We start from the raw sequence: 24,410 nt of genomic DNA, 5'->3' as shown, positions 1-24,410 counted from the left end.
TCCTACAGAATAGATCAATAACGGAAATGTGCGAAAGCCTTGTTAGCTTCTGCCATCTTGTGAGTGTCCTCACGCTTCTTCACGGCGTTACCAGTGTTGTTGGCAGCATCCATGATCTCAGCAGCCAGACGCTGTGCCATGGTCTTCTCACCACGGGTGCGGCTGTAGGCAGTCAGCCAGCGCAGACCCAAAGTCTCGCGGCGGGCGGGGCTGACCTCCAGGGGAACCTGGTAGTTAGCGCCACCAACACGGCGGGTCTTGCACTCGAGGCTGGGCATGATGTTCTCCATCGCCTTCTCGAAAGTCTCCAGAGGATCGTTGCCGGTCTTTTCCTGAATCATGGAGAAAGCTTCATAAACGATCTTCTGAGCGACGCCCTTCTTGCCATCCAGCATGACGCTGTTGACCAGGCGGGTGACCATCTTGGAATTGTAAATAGGATCAGCTAAGACATCGCGCTTAGCAATGTTACCTCTTCTAGGCATCTTTCTTCCCTCCTTCACAGAATGATATCATCGGTACTCGAAAGTAATAAAACTCCCGTTGTGTCACAAAGAGCTGACCTTACATAAACCGTTACCCTCCGCTTTTAAGCGGACTTGTTATTTATATAAAGGAAAGCCGTTTATGGCGGTTGTCCTCAATTACTTCTTTGCAGCACCGGCCTTAGGACGCTTTGCGCCGTACTTGGAGCGGGCCTGATTACGGCCTGCCACACCCTGAGTATCCAGGGTACCACGGATGATGTGGTAACGCACACCGGGCAGGTCCTTAACACGACCGCCACGGATCAGCACGACGGAGTGCTCCTGCAGGTTATGGCCGATACCGGGAATGTAAGAGGTGACCTCGATACCATTCGTGAGGCGGACACGAGCAACCTTACGCAGAGCAGAGTTAGGCTTCTTGGGGGTCATGGTACGAACTGCAGTGCAGACACCACGCTTCTGGGGGCTGCTCAGATCAGAGTACTGCTTCTTCTGAGAGTTATAAGTCTTCTGCAGAGCGGGAGCGGTGCTCTTGGTAGTCAGAACCTCACGGCCTTTGCGTACAAGCTGGTTAAAAGTAGGCATTTTGTTTCTCCTTTCTTAATGATGAACATCGGAAGCATTTTCCGACTTTTTTGCCGCACTATCCCCATGAGGGACGCGCAACAGTTATATAATACCTGCTTTGCAGCCGGATGTCAACAGTTTTTGCAAATTTTTTTGTATTTATTCCAGATTTTTTCTTTCGGGCAGTTTTTGGCAGAAAAAATGCCTTTTCCCTCCCCTGCTGCGACGTTTTTGCACGCAAAAACCGCCCCGCAGGCTTTCGCCCACGGAGCGGTTTTATTTAACTGATCAGATCCTGACGGATGCTGCGCTTACTGTGCGGCGGCAGCCAGCTCGGCTGCGACCTCGGCGTCGCGCTCAGCCTCACGGTTCTTCAGATCCTCACGCACCTCCGGCAGACCGGTACCGGCGGGGATCAGCTTACCGATGATAACGTTCTCCTTCAGGCCGGACAGCGGGTCGACCTTGCCCTTGATGGCGGCCTCGGTCAGCACGCGGGTGGTCTCCTGGAAGGAAGCGGCAGACAGGAAGGAATCGTTGGCCAGAGCAGCTTTGGTGATGCCCAGCAGCACCTGCTGGTACTCCACCAGCTTCAGGCCCTCTTCGCCTGCATCAATGCGCTTCTGCAGATCGGCATTGATGTTCTCCACCTCCAGACGGCTTGCCAAAGCACCGCCGATCAGGTTGGAGGAACCGGAGTCGGTCACGCGCACCTTGCGGCACATCTGACGGACGATGACCTCGATATGCTTATCGTTGATCTCAACGCCCTGCAGACGGTAGACCTTCTGGACCTCGTTGATCAGGTAGTTCTGCACGTCCTCCAGACCCTTGATGGCCAGAATATCCTGCGGGTACAGCACGCCCTCGCGGGTGATGATGTCGCCCTTCTCCACACGGTCGCCGGGCATCACGCGGGAATGCTGGGTGAACGGGATGGAGTAGCTCTTGACTTCCTCTGCGCCGTTCTCGTCCTTGCCGGTGACCTTGATGACCACGTTCTTCTTGGTGTCGTCCTGAGAGACCACACCGGAGATCTCACTCATGATGGCCATGCTCTTGGGACGGCGGCTCTCGAACAGCTCCTCAACACGGGGCAGACCCTGTGTAATATCCTCGGCAGATGCGATACCGCCGGTATGGAAGGTACGCATGGTCAGCTGAGTACCGGGCTCGCCGATGGACTCTGCGGCGATAACACCGACAGACTCGCCCAGACGGACCGGCTCGCCATTGGCCATATCGGAGCCGTAGCAGCGTGCGCAGACACCGGTCTTAGCACGGCAAGTCAGCAGGCTGCGGATCTTCAGGCGGGTGATGCCTGCGGCCTCGATCTCGTTGGCGTCATACAGGTCGATCATCTTGCCCTCGGGCACGATGACCTTTCCGGTGATGGGGTTGACCACATCGCCCACGGCAAAGCGGCCGATCAGACGCTCGCGGAAGCTCTCGATCTTCTCCTTGCCCTCGTGGATCTCAGAGACCCACAGGCCATCGGTGGTGCCGCAATCGATCTCGCGGACGATGACGTCCTGAGAAACATCGACCATGCGGCGGGTCAGGTAACCGGAGTCAGCGGTACGCAGAGCGGTATCGGCCAGACCCTTACGAGCACCACGGGCAGAAACGAAATATTCCAGAATGTTCAGACCTTCGCGGTAGTTAGCACGAATGGGCATCTCGATGGTGTGACCGGCGGTGTTTGCCAGCAGGCCGCGCATACCGGCCAGCTGCTTGATCTGGTTCATGGAACCACGAGCACCGGAGTCTGCCATCATATAGATCTCGTTGTCCTTGGGCAGGTTGTCTGCCAGAGCCTTGGAGACCTTATCGGTGGTAGCCTGCCAGATGGCGATGGTCTTGTTGTAGCGCTCGTTATCCGAGATCAGACCACGGTTGAACAGCTTGCCGACCTTAGCGATCTCCTTGTCGGCCTCGGCGATCAGCTCCTGCTTCTGGGGCGGGATCACAGCGTCGCACACAGCCACGGAGATAGCGGACAGGGTGGAATACTTGTAGCCCTGCGCCTTGATGGCATCCAGCATCTTAGCACACTTGCGGGTGCCGTTGCGGGTCATGCAGCGGGAGATGATCTCGGGCAGGGTCTTTTTGGTCACGCGGAAGCTGACCTCATACTCCAGCCAGTGCTCGGGGTCGGTACGATCCACATAGCCCAGATTCTGGGGGATGGGATTGTTGAAGATGATGCGGCCTGCGGTGGCATCCACCAGACCGGTGCGCTCCACGCCGTCAATGGTCATGGTGCGGCGCACCTTGATGGGGGCGTGCAGGGTGATAACGTGCTCGGCGTAAGCCATCAGAACCTCGTTCTCATCACGGAACACCTTGCCTGCGCCCTCGTCGTTCTCGCGAACGGTGGTCAGGTAGTAGCTGCCCAGGATCATATCCTGCGTAGGCACGGTAACAGGTGCGCCGTCAGAAGGCTTCAGCAGGTTGCCGGAAGCCAGCATCAGCATCTTGGCCTCACGGCAGGCATCCTCGCTCAGGGGCAGATGGACTGCCATCTGGTCGCCGTCGAAGTCGGCGTTGAATGCGGTACAAGCCAGCGGGTGCAGCTTGACTGCACGGCCTTCCACCAGCACGGGGTTGAAGGCCTGAATGCCCAGACGGTGCAGGGTAGGTGCACGGTTCAGCAGCACGGGATGACCCTTGATGACGGTCTCGAGGCTGTCCCAGACTTCGGGCTTTGCACGCTCGACCATCTTACGGGCGGACTTGATGTTGTTGGCAATGCCCTTTTCCACCAGATCCTTCATGACAAAGGGCTTGAACAGCTCCAGAGCCATCTCCTTGGGCAGACCGCACTGATCCATCTTCAGCTCGGGGCCGACAACGATAACGGAACGGCCGGAGTAGTCAACACGCTTGCCCAGCAGGTTCTGACGGAAGCGGCCCTGCTTGCCCTTCAGCAGATCGGAAAGGCTCTTCAGTGCACGGTTGTTGGGGCCGGTGACCGGACGGCCACGGCGGCCGTTGTCGATCAGGCTGTCCACAGCCTCCTGCAGCATACGCTTCTCGTTGCGCACAATGATGTCGGGAGCGCCCAGCTCCAGCAGACGGCGCAGACGGTTGTTGCGGTTGATGACGCGGCGGTACAGATCGTTCAGGTCGGAAGTGGCGAAGCGGCCGCCGTCCAGCTGGACCATGGGGCGCAGGTCAGGCGGCAGCACGGGCAGCACATCCATGACCATCCACTCGGGGCGGTTGCCGGAGATGCGGAAAGCCTCGACAACTTCCAGACGCTTGAGGATGCGCACGCGCTTCTGGCCAGAGGACTTCTCCACCTCGGCGGTCAGCTCAGCGCTCAGCTGATCCAGATCGATTTCCTTCAGCAGGGTCTGGACAGCCTCGGCGCCCATGGCAGCCTCGAACTCGTCGCCGTAGCGGTCGCACATCTCGCGGTATTCCTTCTCGGTCAGCAGCTGCTTCTTATCCAGCGGGGTCAGACCGGGATCGGTGACGATATAACTTGCAAAGTACAGCACCTTTTCCAGCAGGCGGGGGCTGATGTCCAGCATCAGGCCGATGCGGCTGGGGATGCCCTTGAAGTACCAGATGTGGCTCACAGGAGCGGCCAGCTCGATGTGACCCATACGCTCGCGGCGAACCTTGGCCTTGGTGACCTCGACGCCGCAGCGATCACACACCTTGCCCTTGTAACGGATGCGCTTGTACTTGCCGCAGTGGCACTCCCAGTCCTTGGTAGGTCCAAAAATGCGCTCGCAGTACAGGCCGTCACGCTCCGGCTTCAGGGTGCGGTAGTTGATGGTTTCGGGCTTTTTGACCTCGCCGTAGCTCCAAGCGCGGATCTGCTCCGGGGAGGCAAGGCCGATTTTAATGGAATCGAAAACGTTGTTTTCCATGAAACGAACCCTTTCTTAATCTCTAGTTGTTTCGATGATGACAGGCGGCATTTCTGTTATAGGATCACAGACGCTTCTCCCCTGCCGCAGCACGCGGCTAAGGGGTGAAGGCTGTATTATGAATCCAGATCAGAAATCTACTTCGTCAGAAGCAGCCGGAGCCTCGGCACCGGAGTTATCGTCCTCCAGCACAGAAGGATCATCGAAACCTGCATCGGCGTCCTTGATGTTGTAGTCAGTCAGCTCACTCTCCTGCACCACAGTCTCGGTGCCGGCAACATCACGCATATCAAAGCCGGTCTCTTCGTCGTCGAAGTTCTGGCGCATGTCGATCTCGTTGCCGTCCTTATCCTGCACGATCACGTCCATGCCCAGAGACTGCAGTTCCTTCAGCATAACGCGGAAGGACTCGGGGATGCCGGGCTGCGGGATGGGCTCACCCTTGACGATGGCTTCGTAGGTCTTGACACGACCCTCCACGTCATCGGACTTGACAGTCAGGATCTCCTGCAGGGTGTAAGCGGCACCGTAAGCTTCCAGTGCCCAGACCTCCATCTCGCCGAAGCGCTGACCGCCGAACTGAGCCTTGCCGCCCAGAGGCTGCTGGGTGACCAGAGAGTAGGGGCCGGTGGAACGGGCGTGGATCTTATCATCGACCAGGTGATGCAGCTTGAGGTAGTACATATAACCAACGGTAACGCGGTTATCGAACTTTTCGCCGGTACGACCATCGTAAACGGTGGTCTTGCCGTCACGATCCAGCTCGATCTTGGAGAAGTCGATGATGTGGCCCTTCTCACCCATGATCTTGGGGAGCTTGGTGGGATATGCAGGTGCATTCTCGCCGTGCCACATCTCGCGGGCGGTATCAAAGGTATCGCCGATGTCGTTCTCACGGGCAGAGTCAAAGACGGGGGTCATGACCTTGATGCCGCAGGCCTTGGCAGCGTAGCCAAGGTTGACCTCCAGCACCTGACCGATGTTCATACGGGAAGGCACGCCCAGCGGGTTCAGCACGATGTCCAGCGGAGTGCCGTCGGGCAGGTAGGGCATATCCTCCTGCGGCAGGATGCGGGAAACGACACCCTTGTTACCGTGACGGCCTGCCATCTTATCGCCGACGCTGATCTTACGCTTCTGGGCGATATAGCAACGGACGACCTCACGCACACCGGGCTGCAGCTCATCGCTGTTCTCCGGGGTAAAGACCTTGACATCCACAATGATGCCGTATGCGCCGTGGGGCACACGCAGAGAGGTATCGCGCACCTCGCGGGCCTTCTCGCCGAAGATGGCGCGCAGCAGGCGCTCCTCGGCAGTCAGCTCGGTCTCGCCCTTCGGGGTGACCTTACCGACCAGAATATCGCCGCTCTTGACCTCGGCGCCGATGCGGATGATGCCGCGCTCGTCCAGATCCTTCAGGGCATCCTCAGAAACGTTGGGGATGTCGCGGGTGATCTCCTCGGGTCCCAGCTTGGTATCGCGGCTCTCGGTCTCGTACTCCTCGATGTGGATGGAGGTGTACACATCCTCGCGCACGATCTTCTCGTTCAGCAGAACGGCGTCCTCGTAGTTGTAGCCCTCCCAGGTCATGAAGCCGATCAGGGCATTCTTACCCAGAGAGATCTCGCCGTTGCGCATTGCGGGGCCATCGGCCAGTACCTGACCGGCGGTGACGGTCTCGCCCACTTCCACAATGGGGCGCTGGTTGATGCAGGTGCCTGCGTTGGAGCGGGCAAACTTGATCAGAGAGTAATCCTCCAGAGCACCCTGCTCGTTGCGCACCACAACGTGGTCGGCATCGACCTTTTCCACAACGCCGTTGCTCTTGGCCAGCACAGCGGTGCCGGAGTCGGTAGCAGCCTTGTACTCCATACCGGTAGCAACAATGGGCTGCTGGGTGACCATCAGAGGCACTGCCTGACGCTGCATGTTAGAACCCATCAGAGCACGGTTACAGTCGTCGTTCTCCAGGAAGGGGATGCAGGCGGTAGCAACAGAGACCATCATGCGCGGAGAGACGTCCATGTAATCGACCTTCTCTGCGTCGATTTCCAGGATCTCGTCGCGGCGGCGGGCAGACACACGAGGACGGACGAAGTGCTTGCCTTCGTCCAGCGGCTCGTTGGCCTGTGCCACAACGTACTCGTCCTCCACATCGGCGGTCATATACTCCACCTCGTCGGTGACGACCTGCTCAATGAGGTTGTTGTTCTCGTCGTAGACCTTTTTGACCTTGCGGTAGGGGGCCTCCACGAAGCCGTACTCGTTGATCTTGGCGTAGGATGCCAGATAGGAGATCAGACCGATGTTGGGGCCTTCAGGGGTCTCGATGGGGCACATACGGCCGTAGTGGCTGTAATGGACGTCGCGGACTTCGAAGCCTGCGCGGTCACGGCTCAGACCGCCGGGGCCCAGAGCAGACAGACGGCGCTTGTGGGTCAGCTCAGCCAGAGGGTTGTTCTGATCCATGAACTGAGACAGCGGAGAGGAGCCGAAGAACTCCTTGATAGCCGCCACCACAGGACGGATGTTGATCAGTGCCTGCGGAGTGATGACGCTCTGATCCTGGCTCTGCAGGGTCATGCGCTCACGGATAACGCGCTCCATACGGGAGAAGCCGATGCGGAACTGGTTCTGCAGCAGTTCGCCCACGCTGCGGATACGGCGGTTGCCCAGATGGTCGATATCATCGGTGGTGCCGATGCCGTAGCCCAGACCGTTCAGGTAGTTGATGGAGGACAGGATATCGTCAATGGTGACGGTACGGCCGATGAGCAGGTCGTGATCCTTCTTCAGGCTCTCCATGACCTCCTCGGCGCTGGAAGCGTTATCAAGGATCTTGCGCAGTTCCTTGAGGCAGCAGCGCTCGTTGATGCCGCACTCCTTGACATTCACGCCCTTGAATGCGGGGTAGTAGTTGTCAATGATGGCCTGTGCGTCCACGCAGCCATTGGTGATGACCTTGACCTTGTGGGGCTGATCCTTCATGGGATCATCGATCTTCAGCACGACCAGATCCACGCCGGCGGCATCGATCTGCTCGGCCAGCTTGCGGTCGATCTTCTTGTCGGCCTCGATCAGGATCTCGCCGGTGAAGGGATCCACCACGTTCTCTGCCGCCACATGGTTCATGATGCGGCGTGCCAGAGACAGCTTTTTGTTCATCTTATAGCGGCCGAAACGGGACAGGTCGTACCGGCGCGGATCGAAGAACAGCATATCGATCTGGCTGGTAGCGGACTCCACCGTGGGGGGCTCGCCGGGGCGCAGCTTGCGGTAGACCTCCAGCAGGCCCTCCTCGCGGTTCTTGGTGGTATCCTTTTCCAGCGTGGCCAGAATGCGCTCGTCCTCGCCGAAATAGTTCAGGATATCCTCGTTAGAGGACAGGCCCAGTGCACGGCACAGCACGGTGACAGGCAGCTTGCGGTTCTTGTCGATACGGACATAGAACACGTTGGCGGCATCGGTCTCGTACTCCAGCCATGCACCGCGGTTGGGGTTCATGGTGGCACTATACAGGTCGTTACCGACTTTATCCTTGGCATGGCCGTAGAACACACCGGGAGAGCGGACCAGCTGGCTGACGATCGCGCGCTCGGCACCGTTGATGACAAAGGTGCCTGCGTCGGTCATCAGGGGGAAGTCGCCCATGAAGATCTCCTGATCCTTCACCTCGCCGGTCTCCTTGTTCAGCAGACGGGCGGTGACGCGCAGGGGGGCTGCATAGGTAACGTCGCGCTCCTTGCACTCCTTGATGCTATACTTCGGCTCCTTATCCAGCCGGAAGTCCACAAAGCTCAGTGCCAGATTGCCGGTGTAGTCCTCAATGGTGCCGATATCGTGAAAGACCTCCTTCAGGCCTTCGTCCAAAAACCACTGATACGAGTTCTTCTGCACCTCGATCAGGTTCGGCATACTGATGACTTCGTCGATGTGGGAGAAGCTCATGCGCTCGGTTTTGCCGAGCTTAACGGGCTTGACTTTCATCATAAAATCAACCACTCCTTACTTTTATATTCTACGGGATGTCGTATACGCGGGTCAAATTTGAGCAGACACACATAATTCGACCCGCGTCTTGTGGAACGTTCCGGCATTTTGCACAAACTTTTCGGGGCAAGCCCTCAAGCGACAGCCATTGAAGTTCCTTTTTTGGCGCACTAGTCCATTATGTGATACTAATGCAGTATACACCCGAAAACCCCTGTTGTCAAGCCATTTTTCAGTTTTTTGCCGAAATAAATTTAATTTTCGATTCATTTTAGAACGCCCGGCAGCGTGTAGTCGTTTGCTTGCCAAGTACTTGATTTTTTTATTTTGCACGTTCCTGTTCATAACACCCTTGTGCAATTTGTCTATCTTTACTCTTGTGCCCGGAAGTGTGACTTTTGCACTTCCCTGCCGCAAAAAAAGGCCGCTGCACAGAATGCCGTGCAGCGGCCTTGTCCTCTTATATGGAATGCTCACTCATCCAGATAATCCCGCAGCAGCTTTGCACGGCTGGGGTGACGCAGCTTGCGCAGTGCCTTTGCTTCGATCTGCCGCACCCGCTCCCGGGTCACGTTGAACTCCTTGCCCAGCTCTTCCAGCGTGCGGGCACGGCCATCCTCCAGACCAAAGCGCAGGGTGATGACCCGTTCCTCCCGGGGTGTCAGGCTTTTGAGGACGTGCAGCAGCTCCCTCCGCAGCAGCTGACGCCCGGCTTCGTCTACCGGGACACCGGCATCCTCGTCCTGAATGAAGTCCTCCAGATGGGCGTCCTCTTCCTCCCCCACCGGTGTTTCCAGACTGATGGGCTCCTGCGACAATTGCAGCAGCTCCCGCACCTTGTCCGGCTCCATATCCAGTGCGGCGGCGATTTCCTCCACGGTGGGCTCCCGCCCATTCTTGTGCAGCAGGTCACCTGCCGTTTTCTTGACCCGGTTGATGCTCTCCACCAGATGCACCGGGATGCGGATGGTTCGTCCCTGATCTGCAATGGCGCGGGTGATAGACTGACGGATCCACCAGGTTGCATAGGTAGAGAACTTGAAGCCCCGCTCCGGCTCAAACTTTTCCGCCGCTTTCATCAGGCCGAGGTTGCCCTCCTGAATGAGATCCAGAAAAGGCAGTCCCCGCCCGGCGTAGCGCTTGGCTACCGATACAACCAGCCGCAGATTTGCTTCGCTCAGGGAGCGGCGCGCATCCGCATCCCCTGCCCGGGCAGCCTTTGCCAGCGCCATCTCCTGCCCGGTGGTCAGCAGCGGCACCCGGCCGATCTCCTTTAAATAGGTCTTGACCGGGTCATCCAGCGCCACACCCTCCGAGGACAGCTCATTCTCCAACCTGCCGATCTGGGCATCATCCAGTACAGGCAGTTCGGCAGGCTCTTCTTCTGCCAGATGGACGCCCCGCTGTTCCAACGCCGCGTAAAGCTCGTCCAGCTGGGCAACATCAAAATCCACTTCCTCCATGGCACGGCTGATCTGCTCCGGGGTCAGGGTGTGACGGTGAGCCTTTGCGGCAAGGCTGCGGGCAAGTTCTTCCGTTTGCGACAATTTCTGCATGATTCCGGCTCCTTTTCTCTCCATCTCCAGCCGGAGGGAAAACAGGGCTCAGTCTTGTTCGGGCAGCGACCCCTGCTTTTTTTCGCGCATCGACTGAAGATACTGTGTAATCTCATCGCCGGACATTGCAGCAGCTTTGCTTGCAACCGGCATTCCCCGGGCGATTCTGTCCAGATACAAATGGATATCCTCCGGGGTGCAGTTCACATCGCTGTATTGTGCCGCAAGTCGGCTCAGTTCATTCAATGCTTCTTCGCTTGCAAATGCCCGCAGTGCCGTCAGGCTGAGCTCTACACCCTCCCGGCTGCAATTGAGCATTGCTTCGTATAGTTCCTTCTGCTGCGGCTGGATGAATTGCTCCGCCGTCAGCTGCTGTTTGGCCAGTTCCAGATAGCGCGGCTCCCGCAGGATGGCTGCCAGCAGCCGCTGCTGGGCGCTGGCAATGCCCAGCGCCTGACTGCCGCCTGCGCTGTACGGCACCTTGATCTGATCCATTTCACCGGAGCGCAGCAGCTCGCGGTTTTTCTCCCGGCGGTACTTGCCGCCCGCCCGCTTTGCTGCGGTGCCCAGCTGCGCCAGAATGGCGGTTTTGGAGATGTTAGTTTCCTCTGCCAGCCGTCCGGCGTACACCTCCTGCTCGGTGGGGTTAGAGCGCTCGGCCAGCATCTCCACAGCATCCTTTATATATTGCAGACGCTGCGCGTCCTGCGAGAGATCATACTGATCCCGCAGGCGCTTGAGCCGGAAGTCCAGCGCGTTGCCCACTCCATCCAGAAGCGCCTGAAAGCGCTCCGGACCGTATTTTTTGATATACTCGTCCGGGTCTTTTGCACCGGGGATCTGCAACACGCCCACCTTTACCGGACTGTTGCGGAACAGTTCCAGCGAGCGCAGGGTCGCCTTCTGGCCGGCCTCGTCCGAGTCGTAGCTCAGAATGACCTCATCGGCATACTCGCTGATGATGCGCACCTGCCCGGGGGTCAGGGCGGTGCCGCAGGCGCAGACGGCGGTGTCGATACCCGCCTGCTGCATGCTGATGACATCCATATAGCCCTCACACAACACGAACCGCCGGGAAGCGCTGCGTTTTGCAATTTGCATGGCAAACACCGTCTCGGATTTGTGGTAGACCAGCGTTTCCGGGCTGTTGACGTATTTGGGCTTGGAGTCGTCCATCACGCGCCCGCCAAAGGCTATGACATTACCGCGCAGGTCAAAGATGGGGGTCATGACGCGCTTCCAGAACAGACAGTAGATGCGCCCGGAGGGGCTGCGCTTGAACAGACCGCTGGCATCCAGCTCCTGCTGGTTGTAGCCCTTATCCCGCAGGTACTGGTACAGCGCCTGTCCATCGTTGGGAGCATAGCCCAGCCCGAACCGGACGATGGTCTTGTCGTCCAGCCCGCGCCGCCGCCAGTAGGCGCGCGCCTGCCGCGCTTCCTCCACGGTAGAGTTCAGGCATGCGTGGAAGAAGCGGGCGGCTTCCTTGTTCATGGAAAGCACCCGGCTGCGCAGACGGCCGGTCTTGTCGTCCTCCTGCGGCTCCGGCATCCCGGCGCGGGAGGCCAGCATCTTGATGGCCTCCCCGCTGCTGATATTGTTGATCTTCTTGACAAAGCTGATGGCATCTCCGGCTGCCTGACAGCCGAAGCAATAAAAGCTTTGGGTATCCGGGTACACATAGAAGGACGGCGTTTTTTCGCTGTGAAAAGGGCACAGACCGCCGTACAGCCGTCCCTTGCGCTTGAGCTGCACATAGCTGCCCACCAGTTCCACAATGTCGGTGCGGCGGGTGAGCTCCTCGATGTATTCGTGTGGGATCATGTTGTTTTAAACGACCTCTCCAGTTTTAAAGGACGTGCCATTTTTGGGGCACGAACAGTTCTTCAAAGGTGCGGATGGCAAACTCATCGCTCATACCGCTGATGTAGTCGGTGACGGCACGCTCCCGCCCCTCCTGATAAGCCAGCTGCACATAAAAGTTAGACATCTGATCCACATGGGTCAGGTAGTACTCGTACAGCTCGGCAATGAGCTTGTCCACCTTCTGCTCCTCGCGCTTGGCGTTTTTATCCACATACACGGTGGCGTACATGAAATCCCGCAGGGCGAGAAATGCCTCGTATTCCTCCGTGCCCATGCGGACATCTCCCTCGCTGTGGGTGAGAATGCTGTTGATCATGGTAGTGATGCGGGCAGATTTGTTCTGCCCCAGCACCGCCGTGCAGTCCTTGGGCAGGGTGGCAGCGTCCAGCACACCGGCGCGCACGGCGTCCTCGATATCATGGTTGACAAAGGCGATCTGATCTGCCAAGCGCACGATGCGCCCCTCCGGGGTAGCCGCCCATGTACCCTTGGTGTGGGTCACGATGCCGTTGCGCACTTCCCATGTCAGGTTAAGCCCCTCGCCGTCCTTTTCCAGCCGGTCCACCACACGCAAGCTCTGCATATAATGGTGAAAGCCGCCCGGGCAAAGGGTATTCAGCGCCTTTTCGCCCGCATGGCCAAAGGGGGTGTGCCCCAGATCGTGCGCAAGGCTGATAGCCTCCGTCAGATCCTCGTTCAGGCGCAGTCCCCGGGCGATGGTGCGGGCGATCTGCGATACTTCCAGCGTATGGGTCAGCCGGGTGCGGTACAGGTCACCTTCCGGCGAAAGGAACACCTGCGTTTTCTGCTTGAGACGCCGGAAGGCCTTGCAGTGCAGCACCCGGTCGCGGTCCCGCTGAAACACCGGGCGCAGCGGGTCCTGCGGCTCCGGCACGACTCTGCCGCGGCTTGTATCGCTGAAGGTCGCCCAAGGCGCAAAGGTGAGGTGCTCGATCTCTTCGGTTCTCCGGCGCACATCCATACAGATCCTCCTTTTGTTTTTTGGGCTTCTCCCCTCCCCTCTGCGCGCAGCCGATCCGAATTGCTGCGCTGCGGCAATTGTAGCACATCGGCCGTGTCGAAGGGGAAAGTTCGGTGTCGGTTTGCAAAAAAGACTTTGTTTTTCAAAACGGTGCGTAGAACGGGTCAGACACCGTTACCTGAGCGCTGCCCCGGGTCAGCTCCCGCAGCTGCTCCAGCAGCGGGGCTTCGGTGCGCTCCGGCATCTGCCAGCGCAGGGTGACGCGATCCGTAAACTCCGGCGGCGCCTGCTTTGCCCCGGCGGCATCAATGAGCAGGGACGCACGTTCGTAGAGGGCGTAGTCCACAGTCACCTGTAATTCCACCACGCTGCGCACCGTGACGACCTCGGCGTTTTCCAGTGCGCGGGCGGTGGCGGTAGTGTAAGCACGCACCAAGCCGCCGGTGCCCAGCAGCACCCCGCCAAAGTAGCGGGTGATCACCACGATCAGGTCAGTCAGGCCGCTGTGCTGCAGCACTTCCAGCGCAGGCGTACCGGCGGTCTTGGCCGGCTCGCCGTCATCGGAATAGCGTTCGCGGTTGCCCGCGCGCAGGCGGTAGGCATAGACGTTGTGCCGTGCGGTGCGGTTGGCCGCCCGCACCTGCTCCAGAAAGGCAACGGCGGCTTCCTCGCTGTCGGCAAAGGAGAGCTGTGCAATAAAGCGGCTCTTTTTCTCTTCATATTCGCCGGTGGCCGTGCCCCGGACGGTGCGGTAATCCTCCACGTTAGATCCTCCTGATAATAAGTCAAAATAAGTATAACACAAACGGGCACAAATAAAAAGACTGACGAAGCCTTGCAGCCCCGCCAGTCTTTTATAAGAAGAAAGCAGTTGATCACTTGGTAAAGATCTGGATCCACTGATGACCCCAAGTGCTGTTGCTGTTGTAGTAGTAGCCAACACTCATCTTGCGAGCCTCAGGATTCAGGATGTTAGCGCGATGGCCTTCGGAGTTCATCCATGCATTGACGACCTCTTCAGGAGAGACGCTGCCCCATGCGTCATTCTCGCCGGTGGGGGTATCGGTGACACCGTAGTCCTTCAGGACGGTGAAGCACTTGGAACCGTCAGGACGGACGTGGGAGTTCACAACGGCGATCTCCTCGGCACGGGTCTGTGCAGCGGCGGTCAGGTCGTCATTGCCCATTTCCAGAGCAGTCAGACCGTACTTTGCGCGTTGGGCATTGACCAGATCCAGAACTTCCTGACGGTAGTCCTCAGTGTGAGAATTTTCAGGGTAAGAGAAGATCAGCACCCAGTAGTTATTGTAGATGCCGCCCTCGTAGTAGCCCACGCTCACGGTGGTAGCATCGGCGTTCAGGATACGCTCGCGGGTAAAATCGGTAGCCATCCACTGATCCATTGCAGCGTCGGGAGTGGAGCAGCCAGCCATATAGTTCTCGCCGATGGAGACATCGCTGATGCCGTTCTCTGCCAGAACGGTGAAATCGCGCTGACCGTTGGGGCGGACGTAGGAGTAAGAAACTGCCAGCTCCTCGGCACGTTCCATCGCAACAGCGTTATGGCTGCTGTCGCCCAGAGCAACGGGAGCCAAACCAGCCTGTGCACGCTCGTTATTGACCAGTGTCAGGAAGCTGCGCTGGTAAGCGTCTTCTTCAAAGTAAGAGTTCTCTTCTTCCACAGAAGCGGTAGCAGGCACGGTGGCCTGTGCGGCATTTGCGGTGACGGGCTTGAAGCCTGCAAAGCCAAAAACCACAGCCAGCGTCATAGCAGCTGCTGCGATATTCTTTACGGTACTCATTGCACGCTTCATAAGATTGCCTCCGGTCTGTTGCCTTATGCAGTGTGATGTTGGATTTTACAACTTGTTTGCAACTCTGTTGTATCACATCTGCAACTCTTGTGTCACAAGAATATCACAAAAACGTACAGACGTCAAGAGGTCCAGAGGCCATTTTGCAGAAAAAATACAGATATTTTAAAATTTCCCTGCACTTTTATCGCAACCCAAGCGTAACAAACAGTCCGAAAACGTTACAGTTATGTTGCGTTTCTCCCCAAAATCAGCCGAGTGCAACAGACTCTGCACACTTTTTGGGGCATTCGAGTGCGTTTTGTTTTGTATATTTCTGTATTTATATGCACTTATTTGCATAATAGAGTTTCTGTGTACGCTTTTGTGGCGCCACTCCGTATTCCCTTCTCTGCTCCTATCCCACGGAAAGCAAATTGGAGCCGCTGTGCAGTATCCGGCACAACAGCTCCATCATTAAAAAGCATAAAAAGAGGCCGCCGCACAAGCTTGTGCAACGGCCTCTCACAATTCAGGCTATGTTATTGAACGATGCTCAGGGGCAGGCGATCACAGAGCAGCCTTTGCTGCCTCGATCTGCTTGATGAGCTCGGGCACGACCTTGAACAGATCGCCCACGATGCCGTAGTCAGCAACACCGAAGATGGGAGCACCCTCGTTCTTGTTGACAGCGATGATGCACTCAGAATCCTGCATACCGGCGGTGTGCTGGATGGCACCGGAGATGCCCAGAGCAACATAGATCTTGGGGTGCACGGTCTTGCCGGTCTGACCGACCTGATGGTCAGCGGTCATCCAGCCTGCATCGGTGACGGCACGGGATGCGCCCACAACGCCGCCGCCCAGAGCGGCTGCCAGCTGCTCGGCCAGCTCGATGCCCTTGTTGACATCCTTGCTGATGCCGCGGCCAACGGAGACGATGACGTCTGCGCCGATCAGGTCAACCAGCTTCTCAGCGGCCTTCTCCACGCTCAGAACTTCGGTCTTGATGTCCTCAGCGGTCAGGCTGAAGGCGGGCTTGACGATCTGGCAGGCATCAGCCTTGGCCTGATCGAAGGGAGCCTTCTTCATAACGCCGGGACGCACGGTGGACATCTGCGGGCGGAAGCGGGGGCAGATGATGGTAGCCATCAGATGGCCGCCGAATGCGGGACGGGTCATCTTCAGGTTGCGGTCTTCCATATCGAACTTCTGCTTGGACAGGTCGATGGTGGAGCTCTCCTTCAGGAAGTCGATGTACTTTGCAGTATCGATATCCAGATGGGTAGCGTCAGCGGTCAGGCCGGTGTGCAGACGGGCTGCGCAGCGGGGGCCGAGGTCGCGGCCAATGTTGGTAGCGCCGATCAGCAGCACCTCAGGCTTGTACTCGTTGACCATATCGCACACGACCTTTGCGTATGCGTCGGTGGTGTAATCCTTCAGCAGGGGGCTCTCACAGACCAGAACCTTGTCGGCACCGTAGCCGCCCAGCTCCTTGGCAATGCCCTCCACGTTGTCGCCCAGCAGCAGGCCGGTGACTTCGCAGCCCAGCTCGTCGGCCAGCTTACGGGCCTCGCTTACCAGCTCGAAGTCAGTGGACATCAGTGCGCCCTGGCGCTGCTCGCAAAAGACCCATACGCCCTTATATTCGTTAAAATCAGCCATTGTAATCCTATGCTCCTTTCATCAGATCAGGTGCTTCTTGGCCAGGATGCCAGCCAGCTGGGCAGCAACATCGTCGCCCTGCAGCATGGTGCCTGCGCCCTTCTGCGGAGGAGTGAAGGACTTAAAGACGTTCGTCGGAGAACCCTTCAGGCCAATGGTGTCCACCTCGATCAGCGGATCGTCCTTCAGTGCGTTGTAGTCGAACACTTCCATGGGCTTGTCGTAGCAGGTAAAGATGCCGTTCACGCTCATGTAGCGGGGGTCGTTCAGCTCCTTGATGCAGGTCAGCAGGCAGGGAGTCTGCACCTTGACCATCATGTAGCCGTCCTCCAGCATACGCTTCACAGTCAGGGTATTGCCGTCCTTCTGGATGTCGGCAACGTAGGTGACCTGCGGCAGATGCAGCTTTTCAGCGATCTGGGGGCCGACCTGCGCGGTATCGCCATCAATTGCCTGACGGCCGCAGAACACAACGTCCTCGGGGCCAACACCGATCTTGTTGACGGCAGCAGCCAGGATCTGGCTGGTTGCAAAGGTATCGGAACCGCCGAACTCACGGCCAGAGACCAGAACGGCCTTATCAGCGCCGCGGGCCAGCAGCTCACGCAGCATGCCCTCTGCCGGCGGGGGACCCATGGTGACAACAACGACCTCACAGCCGGTGGCGTCCTTCAGCTTCAGGGCGGCCTCCAGGGCGTTCAGGTCATCGGGGTTGGTGATGGTTGCCATGGATGCACGATCCAGAGTGCCATCGGGCTTGACGGACACCTTGCCGGAGGTATCAGGAACCTGCTTTACACAAACAATTGCTTTCATTGTAACTCTTGCCTCCCTTACTTCAGCAGCGCGCCGGAAATGACCATCATCTGCACTTCGCTGGTGCCCTCGTAGATCTCGGTGATCTTGGCATCACGCATCATGCGCTCGATGGGGTAGTCACGGGTGTAGCCGTAGCCACCGAACAGCTGCAGGCAGCGGCGGGTCACATCGCTTGCGGTGCGGGCTGCGATCAGCTTAGCCTGTGCAGCCTCGACGCTGTAACGAACCTTTGCGCCATCCATAGCCTGCTGCTTCTTCAGAGCGGCAGCATAAACCAGATACTTCGCAGCCTCAACACGAGCCTTCATCTCAGCCAGCTCAAACTGGGTGTTCTGGAAAGCAGCGATGGCACGACCGAACTGCTTGCGCTCCTTGACGTAAGCAATGGTCTCCTCCAGAGCGCCCTCGGCGATGCCCAGAGCCTGAGAAGCAATGCCGATACGGCCGCCATCCAGCGTAGCCATAGCCAGCTGGAAGCCCTTGCCGCGCACGCCCAGCATACGATCCTTCGGGATGCGGCAATCCTCAAAGATCAGCTCGCAGGTAGAAGAACCGCGGATACCCATCTTGTCCTCTGCCTTACCAACAGAGAAGCCCGGGTCGGTGCGCTCCACGATGAAAGCGGAGCACAGCTTGGTGGGACGGCCGCGCTTATCCAGCACGTTATCGGTAACGGCGATGACGATGAACACATCGGCAAAGCCTGCGTTGGTGATGAAGATCTTGGAGCCGTTCAGCACCCAGCAGTCATCCTCTTCCTTGGCAATGGTCTGCTGACCCTGTGCATCGGTACCTGCGCCCGGCTCGGTCAGGCCGAAAGCGCCCAGCCACTCGCCGCTGCACAGCTTGGGCAGGTACTTAGCCTTCTGCTCGGGGGTGCCGTTCTCGTAAATAGGAGCAGCGCACAGGCTGGTGTGAGCAGAGACGATGACACCGGTGGTGCCACAGACCTTGCTCAGCTCCTCCACGGCCATGACGTAGGACAGCACATCGCCGCCTGCACCGCCGACCTCAGTCGGGAAATAGATGCCCATCATGCCCAGCTTGCCCATCTTTTCGACGGTCTCCTTGGGGAAGTATTCCTCTGCGTCAACCTTCTTTGCCAGAGGCTTGACTTCGTTCTCAGCAAACTCGCGGTACATTTTCTGCACCATCTGCTGCTGCTTGGACAGAGTAAAATCCATCGCTATATCCTCCTAACAGGTCTTTTTTCATTTACCGGAATAGCCCGGTGCAAACAAATTCCTCCCGGCCGCTTTCCCCGCAGCCGGGAGAAATGTTTATCAGAACTTACAGCTGGTCAACAGGGGTCTTGGTGCGGTCTGCGTTGTAAACGTAGAAGCCCTTACCGGTCTTGCAGCCCAGATTGCCGCCGCGCACCATCTTGCGAATCAGCGGGCAGGCACGGTACTTGCTGTCGCCGGTCTCGTTGTACAGCACGTCCATGATGGCCAGGCAGATGTCCAGACCAATGAAGTCGCCCAGTTCCAGGGGTCCCATGGGGTGGTTAGCACCCAGCTTCATGGCGGTGTCGATGCCGGCGATATCGGAAACACCCTCCATCTTGATGAAGGCAGCCTCGTTGATCATGGGGATCAGGATGCGGTTGACCACAAAGCCGGCAGCCTCGTTGACCTGAACAGGGCTCTTGCCGATGGCAACGGAGATCTCCTTGATCTTCTCAACGGTCTCGGCGGGGGTGTTGCAGCCGGCGATGACCTCGATCAGCTTCATGCGGTCTGCGGGGTTGAAGAAGTGCATACCGATCAGGGGACGGGTCAGACCCTTGCCGATCTCGGTGATGGACAGAGAAGAAGTGTTGGAAGCGAAGATGCACTCGGGCTTGCAGATCTTATCCAGCTCGCCGAAGGTGGTCTGCTTGACCTTCATATCCTCGAAAGCAGCCTCAACGACCAGATCGCAGTCTGCGCACAGATCTTCCTTCAGGCCCGGGGTGATGGCGGCGACGATCGCGTCAGCCTTTTCCTGAGTCATCTTTCCCTTTGCAACCAGCTTCTCGTAGCCCTTCTTGATCTTTGCCAGACCATTCTCGGCCCACTCCTGCTTGATGTCGCACAGAGCAACGGTGTTGCCCTCAACCTGTGCAAATGCCTTTGCGATGCCCTGACCCATAGTGCCAGCGCCGATAACACCGATCTTCATAGGAAATCTCTCCTTTAATATCAAAAATTATGTAATGGATTAGTTGTTGGTGAACACTGCCTTGGGCTTCGGCTTCTCACGGGACAGGAAGCAAGCCATGCCCTCCTGCTGATCGTGGGTCTCGAAGCAATCGCCGAACAGCTTCTCCTCGACCTCAACAGCCTTCTCGATGGGCAGGCTGATGCCGTCGTTCATTGCCTTCTTACAGTTTCGCACAGCAATGGGAGCGTTCTTTGCGATCTTGCCTGCCAGCTTCAGGACGTTCTCCATCAGCTCAGCCTGCGGATACACGGCGTTGACCAGACCGATGCGGTAAGCCTCGTCAGCCTTGATGTTCAACGCAGAGTAGACCAGCTGCTTTGCCATGCCCATACCGACCAGACGAGCCAGACGCTGGGTGCCGCCGAAGCCCGGGGTGATGCCCAGACCCACTTCCGGCTGGCCGAACACAGCGTTGTCAGAGCAGATGCGGATGTCGCAGCTCATTGCCAGCTCGTTGCCGCCGCCCAGTGCAAAGCCGTTCACGGCTGCAATGACGGGGATGGGGAAGCTCTCGATCATCAGGAACACATCATTGCCCAGCTTGCCGAAGGCCTCGCCCTCTGCCTTGGTCATGGTGCTCATGGAACCGATATCAGCGCCTGCCACGAAGCTCTTGTCGCCTTCGCCGGTCAGAACGATGCAGCGGACAGTCTCCTGATCCACAGCCTCAAATGCAGCCTTCAGGTCAGCCAGAACCTCGGGGTTCAGGGCATTCAGTGCCTTGGGACGGTCGATGGTGATGATCTCAACTGCGCCCTGCACCTCGGTTTTTACAAATGCCATTGTGAAAACCTCCTATTCAAATCTTATCAGTTATCATAAACAGCCCCCGGGCCAGAGCAGGCTCTCCGGTTCCTCCCCTGCCCGGGTCTGTCATTCAGTCAGGATCTCCAGTAATGGAGCTTAGTCCATCTCAACGATGGTAGCGCAGCCCATGCCGCCGCCGATGCACAGGGTAGCCAGGCCCTTGTGAGCACCACGGTGCTTCATAGCATACAGCAGGGTGACCAGGATACGAGCACCGGAAGCGCCGACCGGATGGCCCAGAGCGATGGCGCCGCCGTTGACATTCAGCTTATCCTTATCGAAGCCCAGAGCCTCGCCGACAGCGATGGACTGTGCTGCAAAGGCCTCGTTTGCCTCGACCAGATCCATATCAGCAACGCTCATGCCGGTCTTAGCCATGACCTTCTTGGTAGCAGCGATGGGGCCCAGACCCATGACCTCGGGCTCAACACCTGCCAGAGCACCTGCGACCCAGGTAGCCAGAGGCTTCACGCCCAGCTCCTTGGCCTTCTCCTCGCTCATGATGACCAGAGCAGCAGCGCCGTCGTTGATGGCAGAGGAGTTTCCAGCGGTCACGATGCCGTCCTTGGTGAAAGCGGGCTTCAGCTTTGCCAGCACTTCGGGAGCGCTCAGACGGGGGCCTTCATCGGTATCAAACACGGTGTCACCCTTCTTGCCCTTGATCACAACGGGAACGATCTCGTCCTTGAAAGCGCCGTCCTTGATGGCCTTGTCAGCCTTCAGCTGGCTGTTGTATGCGAACTCGTCCAGCATCTCACGGGTGATGGGGCTGTAGCCGTACTTCTTCTGATAGGTCTCGTTGGTGCAGACGTTCTCAGCGGTCATGCCCATGTGCTTGTTGAAGCCGCAGGCATCCCACAGGGCATCGTTGACCATGGTATCCACGATCTCGCTCTTGCCCATAGGAGCGCCCATGCGGTAGCCGTAACGAGCCTTCTGCAGTGCGAAGGGAGCCATGTCCATGTTCTCCATGCCGCCTGCGACCACGATGTCAGCATCGCCTGCCTCGATCATCTGAGCAGCCATGTTCACGCAGTTCAAACCGGAGCCGCAGACCACGTTGACGGTAACAGCGGGGGTCTCGATGGGCAGGCCAGCCTTCAGGGCAGCCTGACGAGCGACGTTCTGGCCCAGACCAGCCTGAATGACGCAGCCCATGTAAACATGATCGACCTGCTCGGGCTTGACGTTTGCACGGTCCAGAGCCTCCTTGATGACGATGGAGCCCAGCTCAGCAGCGGGAACGTTGGCCAGAGTGCCACCGAACTTGCCGATAGCGGTGCGGCATGCAGATGCGATAACGATCTTTTTCATGTGAATAGCCTCCTGAATTGTGTATGTGTGTTACTTATCGGTTACCCATTTATCAAAACGCCCTGCGGCATTTTTGCGGTATCAGGTCTCTTCCCTCTCCCGGAGTTGGGCGTATTTTTCGTTGACGGCTTTTTCCACATTGGGTGTAACGAACTTGCTGATGTCACTGCCGTAATACGCTGCTTCCTTTACAATGGTGGAGGAAAGATAACTCCATTTGATGCTGGTGGCCAGAAACATGGTCTCGATGCCGGGCATCAGTGCGTGGTTGGTTTGCGCAAGCTGGATCTCGTTTTCAAAGTCCGTTACCGCCCGCAGCCCGCGCACCATGACGGATGCGTGGCGCTTTTTTGCGAACTCCACGGTCAGGCCGTCGAAGCCTTCCACAGTCACGTTGGGGATGTTCTTGCAGCATTCCTGCAGCATAGCCACCCGCTCCTCCACTGTGAACAGCGGATGCTTGGCGCTGTTGATCAGCACCGCCACAATGAGGTGGTCGTTGATCTTTGCTGCGCGCTTGATGATATCAAGATGTCCCTTGGTGACCGGATCGAACGACCCGGGATAAACTGCTGTTGCCATCGGTCAGTGTCCTCCTTGTGCGCTGTAATTACTAAGCGCGATGTGGTTCTGCCATGATAGCACTTTCCAGCTTTGGGTGCAACCTGTAACTGCTGCGGTGCGTTTTATCGTTAAATTTTAAACGAATCATCCCGCACTGCTCCGCAGTTGCTTCCCACGCTATTAGTAAAGCACATCGTCAAAATTTTATCAAGACTTTTTCTCAAATTTTTTGTTTTTTACGTACCAAACAATCCCCACATAAAGCTCCAAAAACTGTTCATTATGCCATACCGGCTGTTTTTTAGCCAAAACTATTGATTCTGCACTTTGTTAATGTTATAACTAAGTTGAGCTGTTCTGCGCAGGGCACAGCACACACTGCTGCCTTGTTTATAAGGTTACCACACAGATGTGGCAAAACGGTGTGCATTCCGCAAAACAGGCGTAAAACAGCTGCATAATTTGTCCGCACAGAATTGTTTACAATTCTTTTATGTATTTTAAGAGAGGATGGTTTATAATGGATTGCAAGGAACTGTACGCACAGAAGCTTATGACTGCTGCGCAGGCTGCCGCTCTGGTCAAAAGCGGCGACTGGGTGGACTACGGCTGGGCTGTGAACACCCCTGTGGCCGTGGATGCCGAGCTGGCAAAGCGTCTGCCGGAGCTGGAAGGGGTCAACTTCCGGGGCGGCATCCTGATGTGGGTGCCGGAGATCTTCCAGATCGACGACCCTGCTGCCCACATGACCTGGAACAGCTGGCACATGGGCGGCATTGAGCGCAAGGCCATTGCGCAGGGCTTCTCCTTCTACTCCCCCATCCGCTACTCCGAGCTGCCCCGCTACTACCGCGAGAGCAGCGACCCCGTGGATGTGGCAGTATTTCAGGTGACCCCTATGGACGAGCACGGCTACTTCAACTTCGGCCTCAGCGCTTCGCATCTGGGTGCCGTGTGCGAAAAGGCCAAGAAGATCATCGTGGAGGTCAACGCCAATATGCCGCGTTGCCTTGGCGGCATGGAGAACTGCGTACACGTTTCTCAGGTAAGCGGCATTGTGGAGGGCGCAAATCCCCCCATCGGCCAGATGGCAGCTGCCGGTGCCGCTACTGAGGTTGACCTGAAGGTAGCCAACCTCATCGTGCCGCAGATCCCCAATGGTGCCTGCCTGCAGCTGGGCATCGGCGGTATGCCCAACGCCATCGGCGGGCTGATCGCACAGAGCGACCTGAAGGATCTGGGCGTGCACACCGAGATGTATGTGGATGCCTTTGTGGATATTGCCAAGGCCGGCAAGATCAACGGCAGCCGCAAGCAGTTGGACAAGGGTCGTCAGGTCTATGCCTTCGGTGCCGGCACTCAGAAGATGTACGATTACCTGAACGATAACCCGGAGTGTATGTCTGCCCCGGTGGACTACACCAACGACATCCGCAGCATTTCCGCACTGGACAACTTTATTTCCATCAACAATGCCGTGGATATCGACCTGTTTGGTCAGGTGAACGCCGAGAGCGCCGGTGTGAAGCACATTTCCGGCGCAGGCGGTCAGCTGGACTTCGTGCTGGGCGCATACCTTTCCAAGGGCGGCAAGAGCTTTATCTGCCTGTCCTCCACCTTCTTTAATAAAAAGACCGGCCAGCTGGAAAGCCGCATCCGTCCCACGCTGGAGAATGGCAGCATTATTACCGACACCCGCGCCAACGTGCACTACCTGTGCACCGAATATGGCTGCGTGAACCTGAAGGGCCTGACCTCCTGGGAAAAGGCTGAGGCTCTGATCAGCGTGGCACACCCGGACTTCCGTGAAGAGCTGATCCGCGAGGCTGAAAAGCTGCACATCTGGCGCAGAAGCAACAAAATTTAATAAGCGCTGCGGGTATTCCCGCTGCCCGCAGCAGGAATGG

The 24,410-nt window shown here is 57.6% G+C and carries 17 protein-coding genes; 1 reads left to right on the top strand and 16 read right to left on the bottom strand.

The features are described 5' to 3' along the window. Positions 1–14: 14 nt before the first annotated feature. From rpsG to coaD, 16 genes are all read right to left on the bottom strand, one after another. A complete protein-coding gene (gene rpsG, locus ACXPUX_RS09125) occupies positions 15–485 on the bottom strand; it encodes a 30S ribosomal protein S7 (RefSeq protein WP_005926179.1) in 471 nt (156 codons plus the stop codon). A 159-nt stretch (positions 486–644) separates the two neighbouring features. Next, on the bottom strand, positions 645–1,073 hold the full coding sequence (rpsL, locus tag ACXPUX_RS09120; protein WP_005926182.1) for a 30S ribosomal protein S12: 429 nt from the start codon (positions 1,071–1,073) through the stop codon (positions 645–647). A 293-nt stretch (positions 1,074–1,366) separates the two neighbouring features. After that, entirely contained in the window at positions 1,367–4,939 is a 3,573-nt protein-coding gene (rpoC, locus tag ACXPUX_RS09115) for a DNA-directed RNA polymerase subunit beta' (RefSeq protein ID WP_249242026.1), read from the bottom strand. A gap of 129 nt (positions 4,940–5,068) precedes the next feature. Then, positions 5,069–8,932 carry a DNA-directed RNA polymerase subunit beta gene (gene rpoB, locus ACXPUX_RS09110; protein WP_458828034.1) on the bottom strand — a complete coding sequence of 1,288 codons (3,864 nt, stop codon included), beginning with the start codon at positions 8,930–8,932 and terminating at the stop codon, positions 5,069–5,071. A 473-nt stretch (positions 8,933–9,405) separates the two neighbouring features. After that, a complete protein-coding gene (gene rpoD, locus ACXPUX_RS09105) occupies positions 9,406–10,488 on the bottom strand; it encodes an RNA polymerase sigma factor RpoD (protein WP_458828033.1) in 1,083 nt (360 codons plus the stop codon). A 48-nt stretch (positions 10,489–10,536) separates the two neighbouring features. Beyond that, positions 10,537–12,312 (bottom strand): DNA primase, encoded by a 1,776-nt coding sequence (gene dnaG, locus ACXPUX_RS09100; RefSeq protein ID WP_458828032.1) that lies wholly within the window; start codon positions 12,310–12,312, stop codon positions 10,537–10,539. 25 nt (positions 12,313–12,337) lie between these two features. Then, the gene (locus tag ACXPUX_RS09095; RefSeq protein ID WP_458828031.1) at positions 12,338–13,336 is read right to left on the bottom strand and encodes a deoxyguanosinetriphosphate triphosphohydrolase; all 999 of its coding nucleotides are present in this window, start codon (positions 13,334–13,336) and stop codon (positions 12,338–12,340) included. Between the two features lie 142 nt (positions 13,337–13,478). After that, positions 13,479–14,099: an IMPACT family protein gene (locus ACXPUX_RS09090; protein ID WP_458828030.1), complete on the bottom strand. Its 621-nt coding sequence runs from the start codon at positions 14,097–14,099 to the stop codon at positions 13,479–13,481. A gap of 112 nt (positions 14,100–14,211) precedes the next feature. After that, positions 14,212–15,150 (bottom strand): CAP domain-containing protein, encoded by a 939-nt coding sequence (locus ACXPUX_RS09085; protein WP_458828029.1) that lies wholly within the window; start codon positions 15,148–15,150, stop codon positions 14,212–14,214. A 549-nt stretch (positions 15,151–15,699) separates the two neighbouring features. Further along, positions 15,700–16,794, bottom strand: a complete 1,095-nt coding sequence (gene acrA / locus ACXPUX_RS09080; RefSeq protein WP_458828028.1) for an acryloyl-CoA reductase electron transfer subunit beta — start codon at positions 16,792–16,794, stop codon at positions 15,700–15,702. Positions 16,795–16,815: 21 nt separating this feature from the next. Continuing rightward, complete coding sequence (gene acrB / locus ACXPUX_RS09075) at positions 16,816–17,610, bottom strand: acryloyl-CoA reductase electron transfer subunit gamma (protein ID WP_005926210.1); 795 nt, start codon at positions 17,608–17,610, stop codon at positions 16,816–16,818. A 17-nt stretch (positions 17,611–17,627) separates the two neighbouring features. After that, on the bottom strand, positions 17,628–18,797 hold the full coding sequence (locus ACXPUX_RS09070) for an acyl-CoA dehydrogenase (protein WP_458828027.1): 1,170 nt from the start codon (positions 18,795–18,797) through the stop codon (positions 17,628–17,630). 106 nt (positions 18,798–18,903) lie between these two features. Next, complete coding sequence (locus ACXPUX_RS09065) at positions 18,904–19,776, bottom strand: 3-hydroxyacyl-CoA dehydrogenase family protein (protein WP_458828026.1); 873 nt, start codon at positions 19,774–19,776, stop codon at positions 18,904–18,906. Positions 19,777–19,815: 39 nt separating this feature from the next. Beyond that, positions 19,816–20,601: an enoyl-CoA hydratase-related protein gene (locus ACXPUX_RS09060; protein WP_458828024.1), complete on the bottom strand. Its 786-nt coding sequence runs from the start codon at positions 20,599–20,601 to the stop codon at positions 19,816–19,818. A gap of 120 nt (positions 20,602–20,721) precedes the next feature. Then, the gene (locus ACXPUX_RS09055) at positions 20,722–21,939 is read right to left on the bottom strand and encodes an acetyl-CoA C-acetyltransferase (RefSeq protein WP_458828023.1); all 1,218 of its coding nucleotides are present in this window, start codon (positions 21,937–21,939) and stop codon (positions 20,722–20,724) included. A gap of 81 nt (positions 21,940–22,020) precedes the next feature. Then, complete coding sequence (gene coaD, locus ACXPUX_RS09050) at positions 22,021–22,521, bottom strand: pantetheine-phosphate adenylyltransferase (RefSeq protein ID WP_249242015.1); 501 nt, start codon at positions 22,519–22,521, stop codon at positions 22,021–22,023. Positions 22,522–23,023: 502 nt separating this feature from the next. Here coaD and ACXPUX_RS09045 point away from each other — a divergent pair. Beyond that, complete coding sequence (locus ACXPUX_RS09045; RefSeq protein WP_458828022.1) at positions 23,024–24,370, top strand: butyryl-CoA:acetate CoA-transferase; 1,347 nt, start codon at positions 23,024–23,026, stop codon at positions 24,368–24,370. Positions 24,371–24,410 lie beyond the last annotated feature (40 nt).

The organism is Faecalibacterium sp. PGM34, from assembly GCF_054456555.1.
Note: the sequence above shows the minus strand (reverse complement) of the source record. Positions and strands in the feature narration are given on the sequence as shown.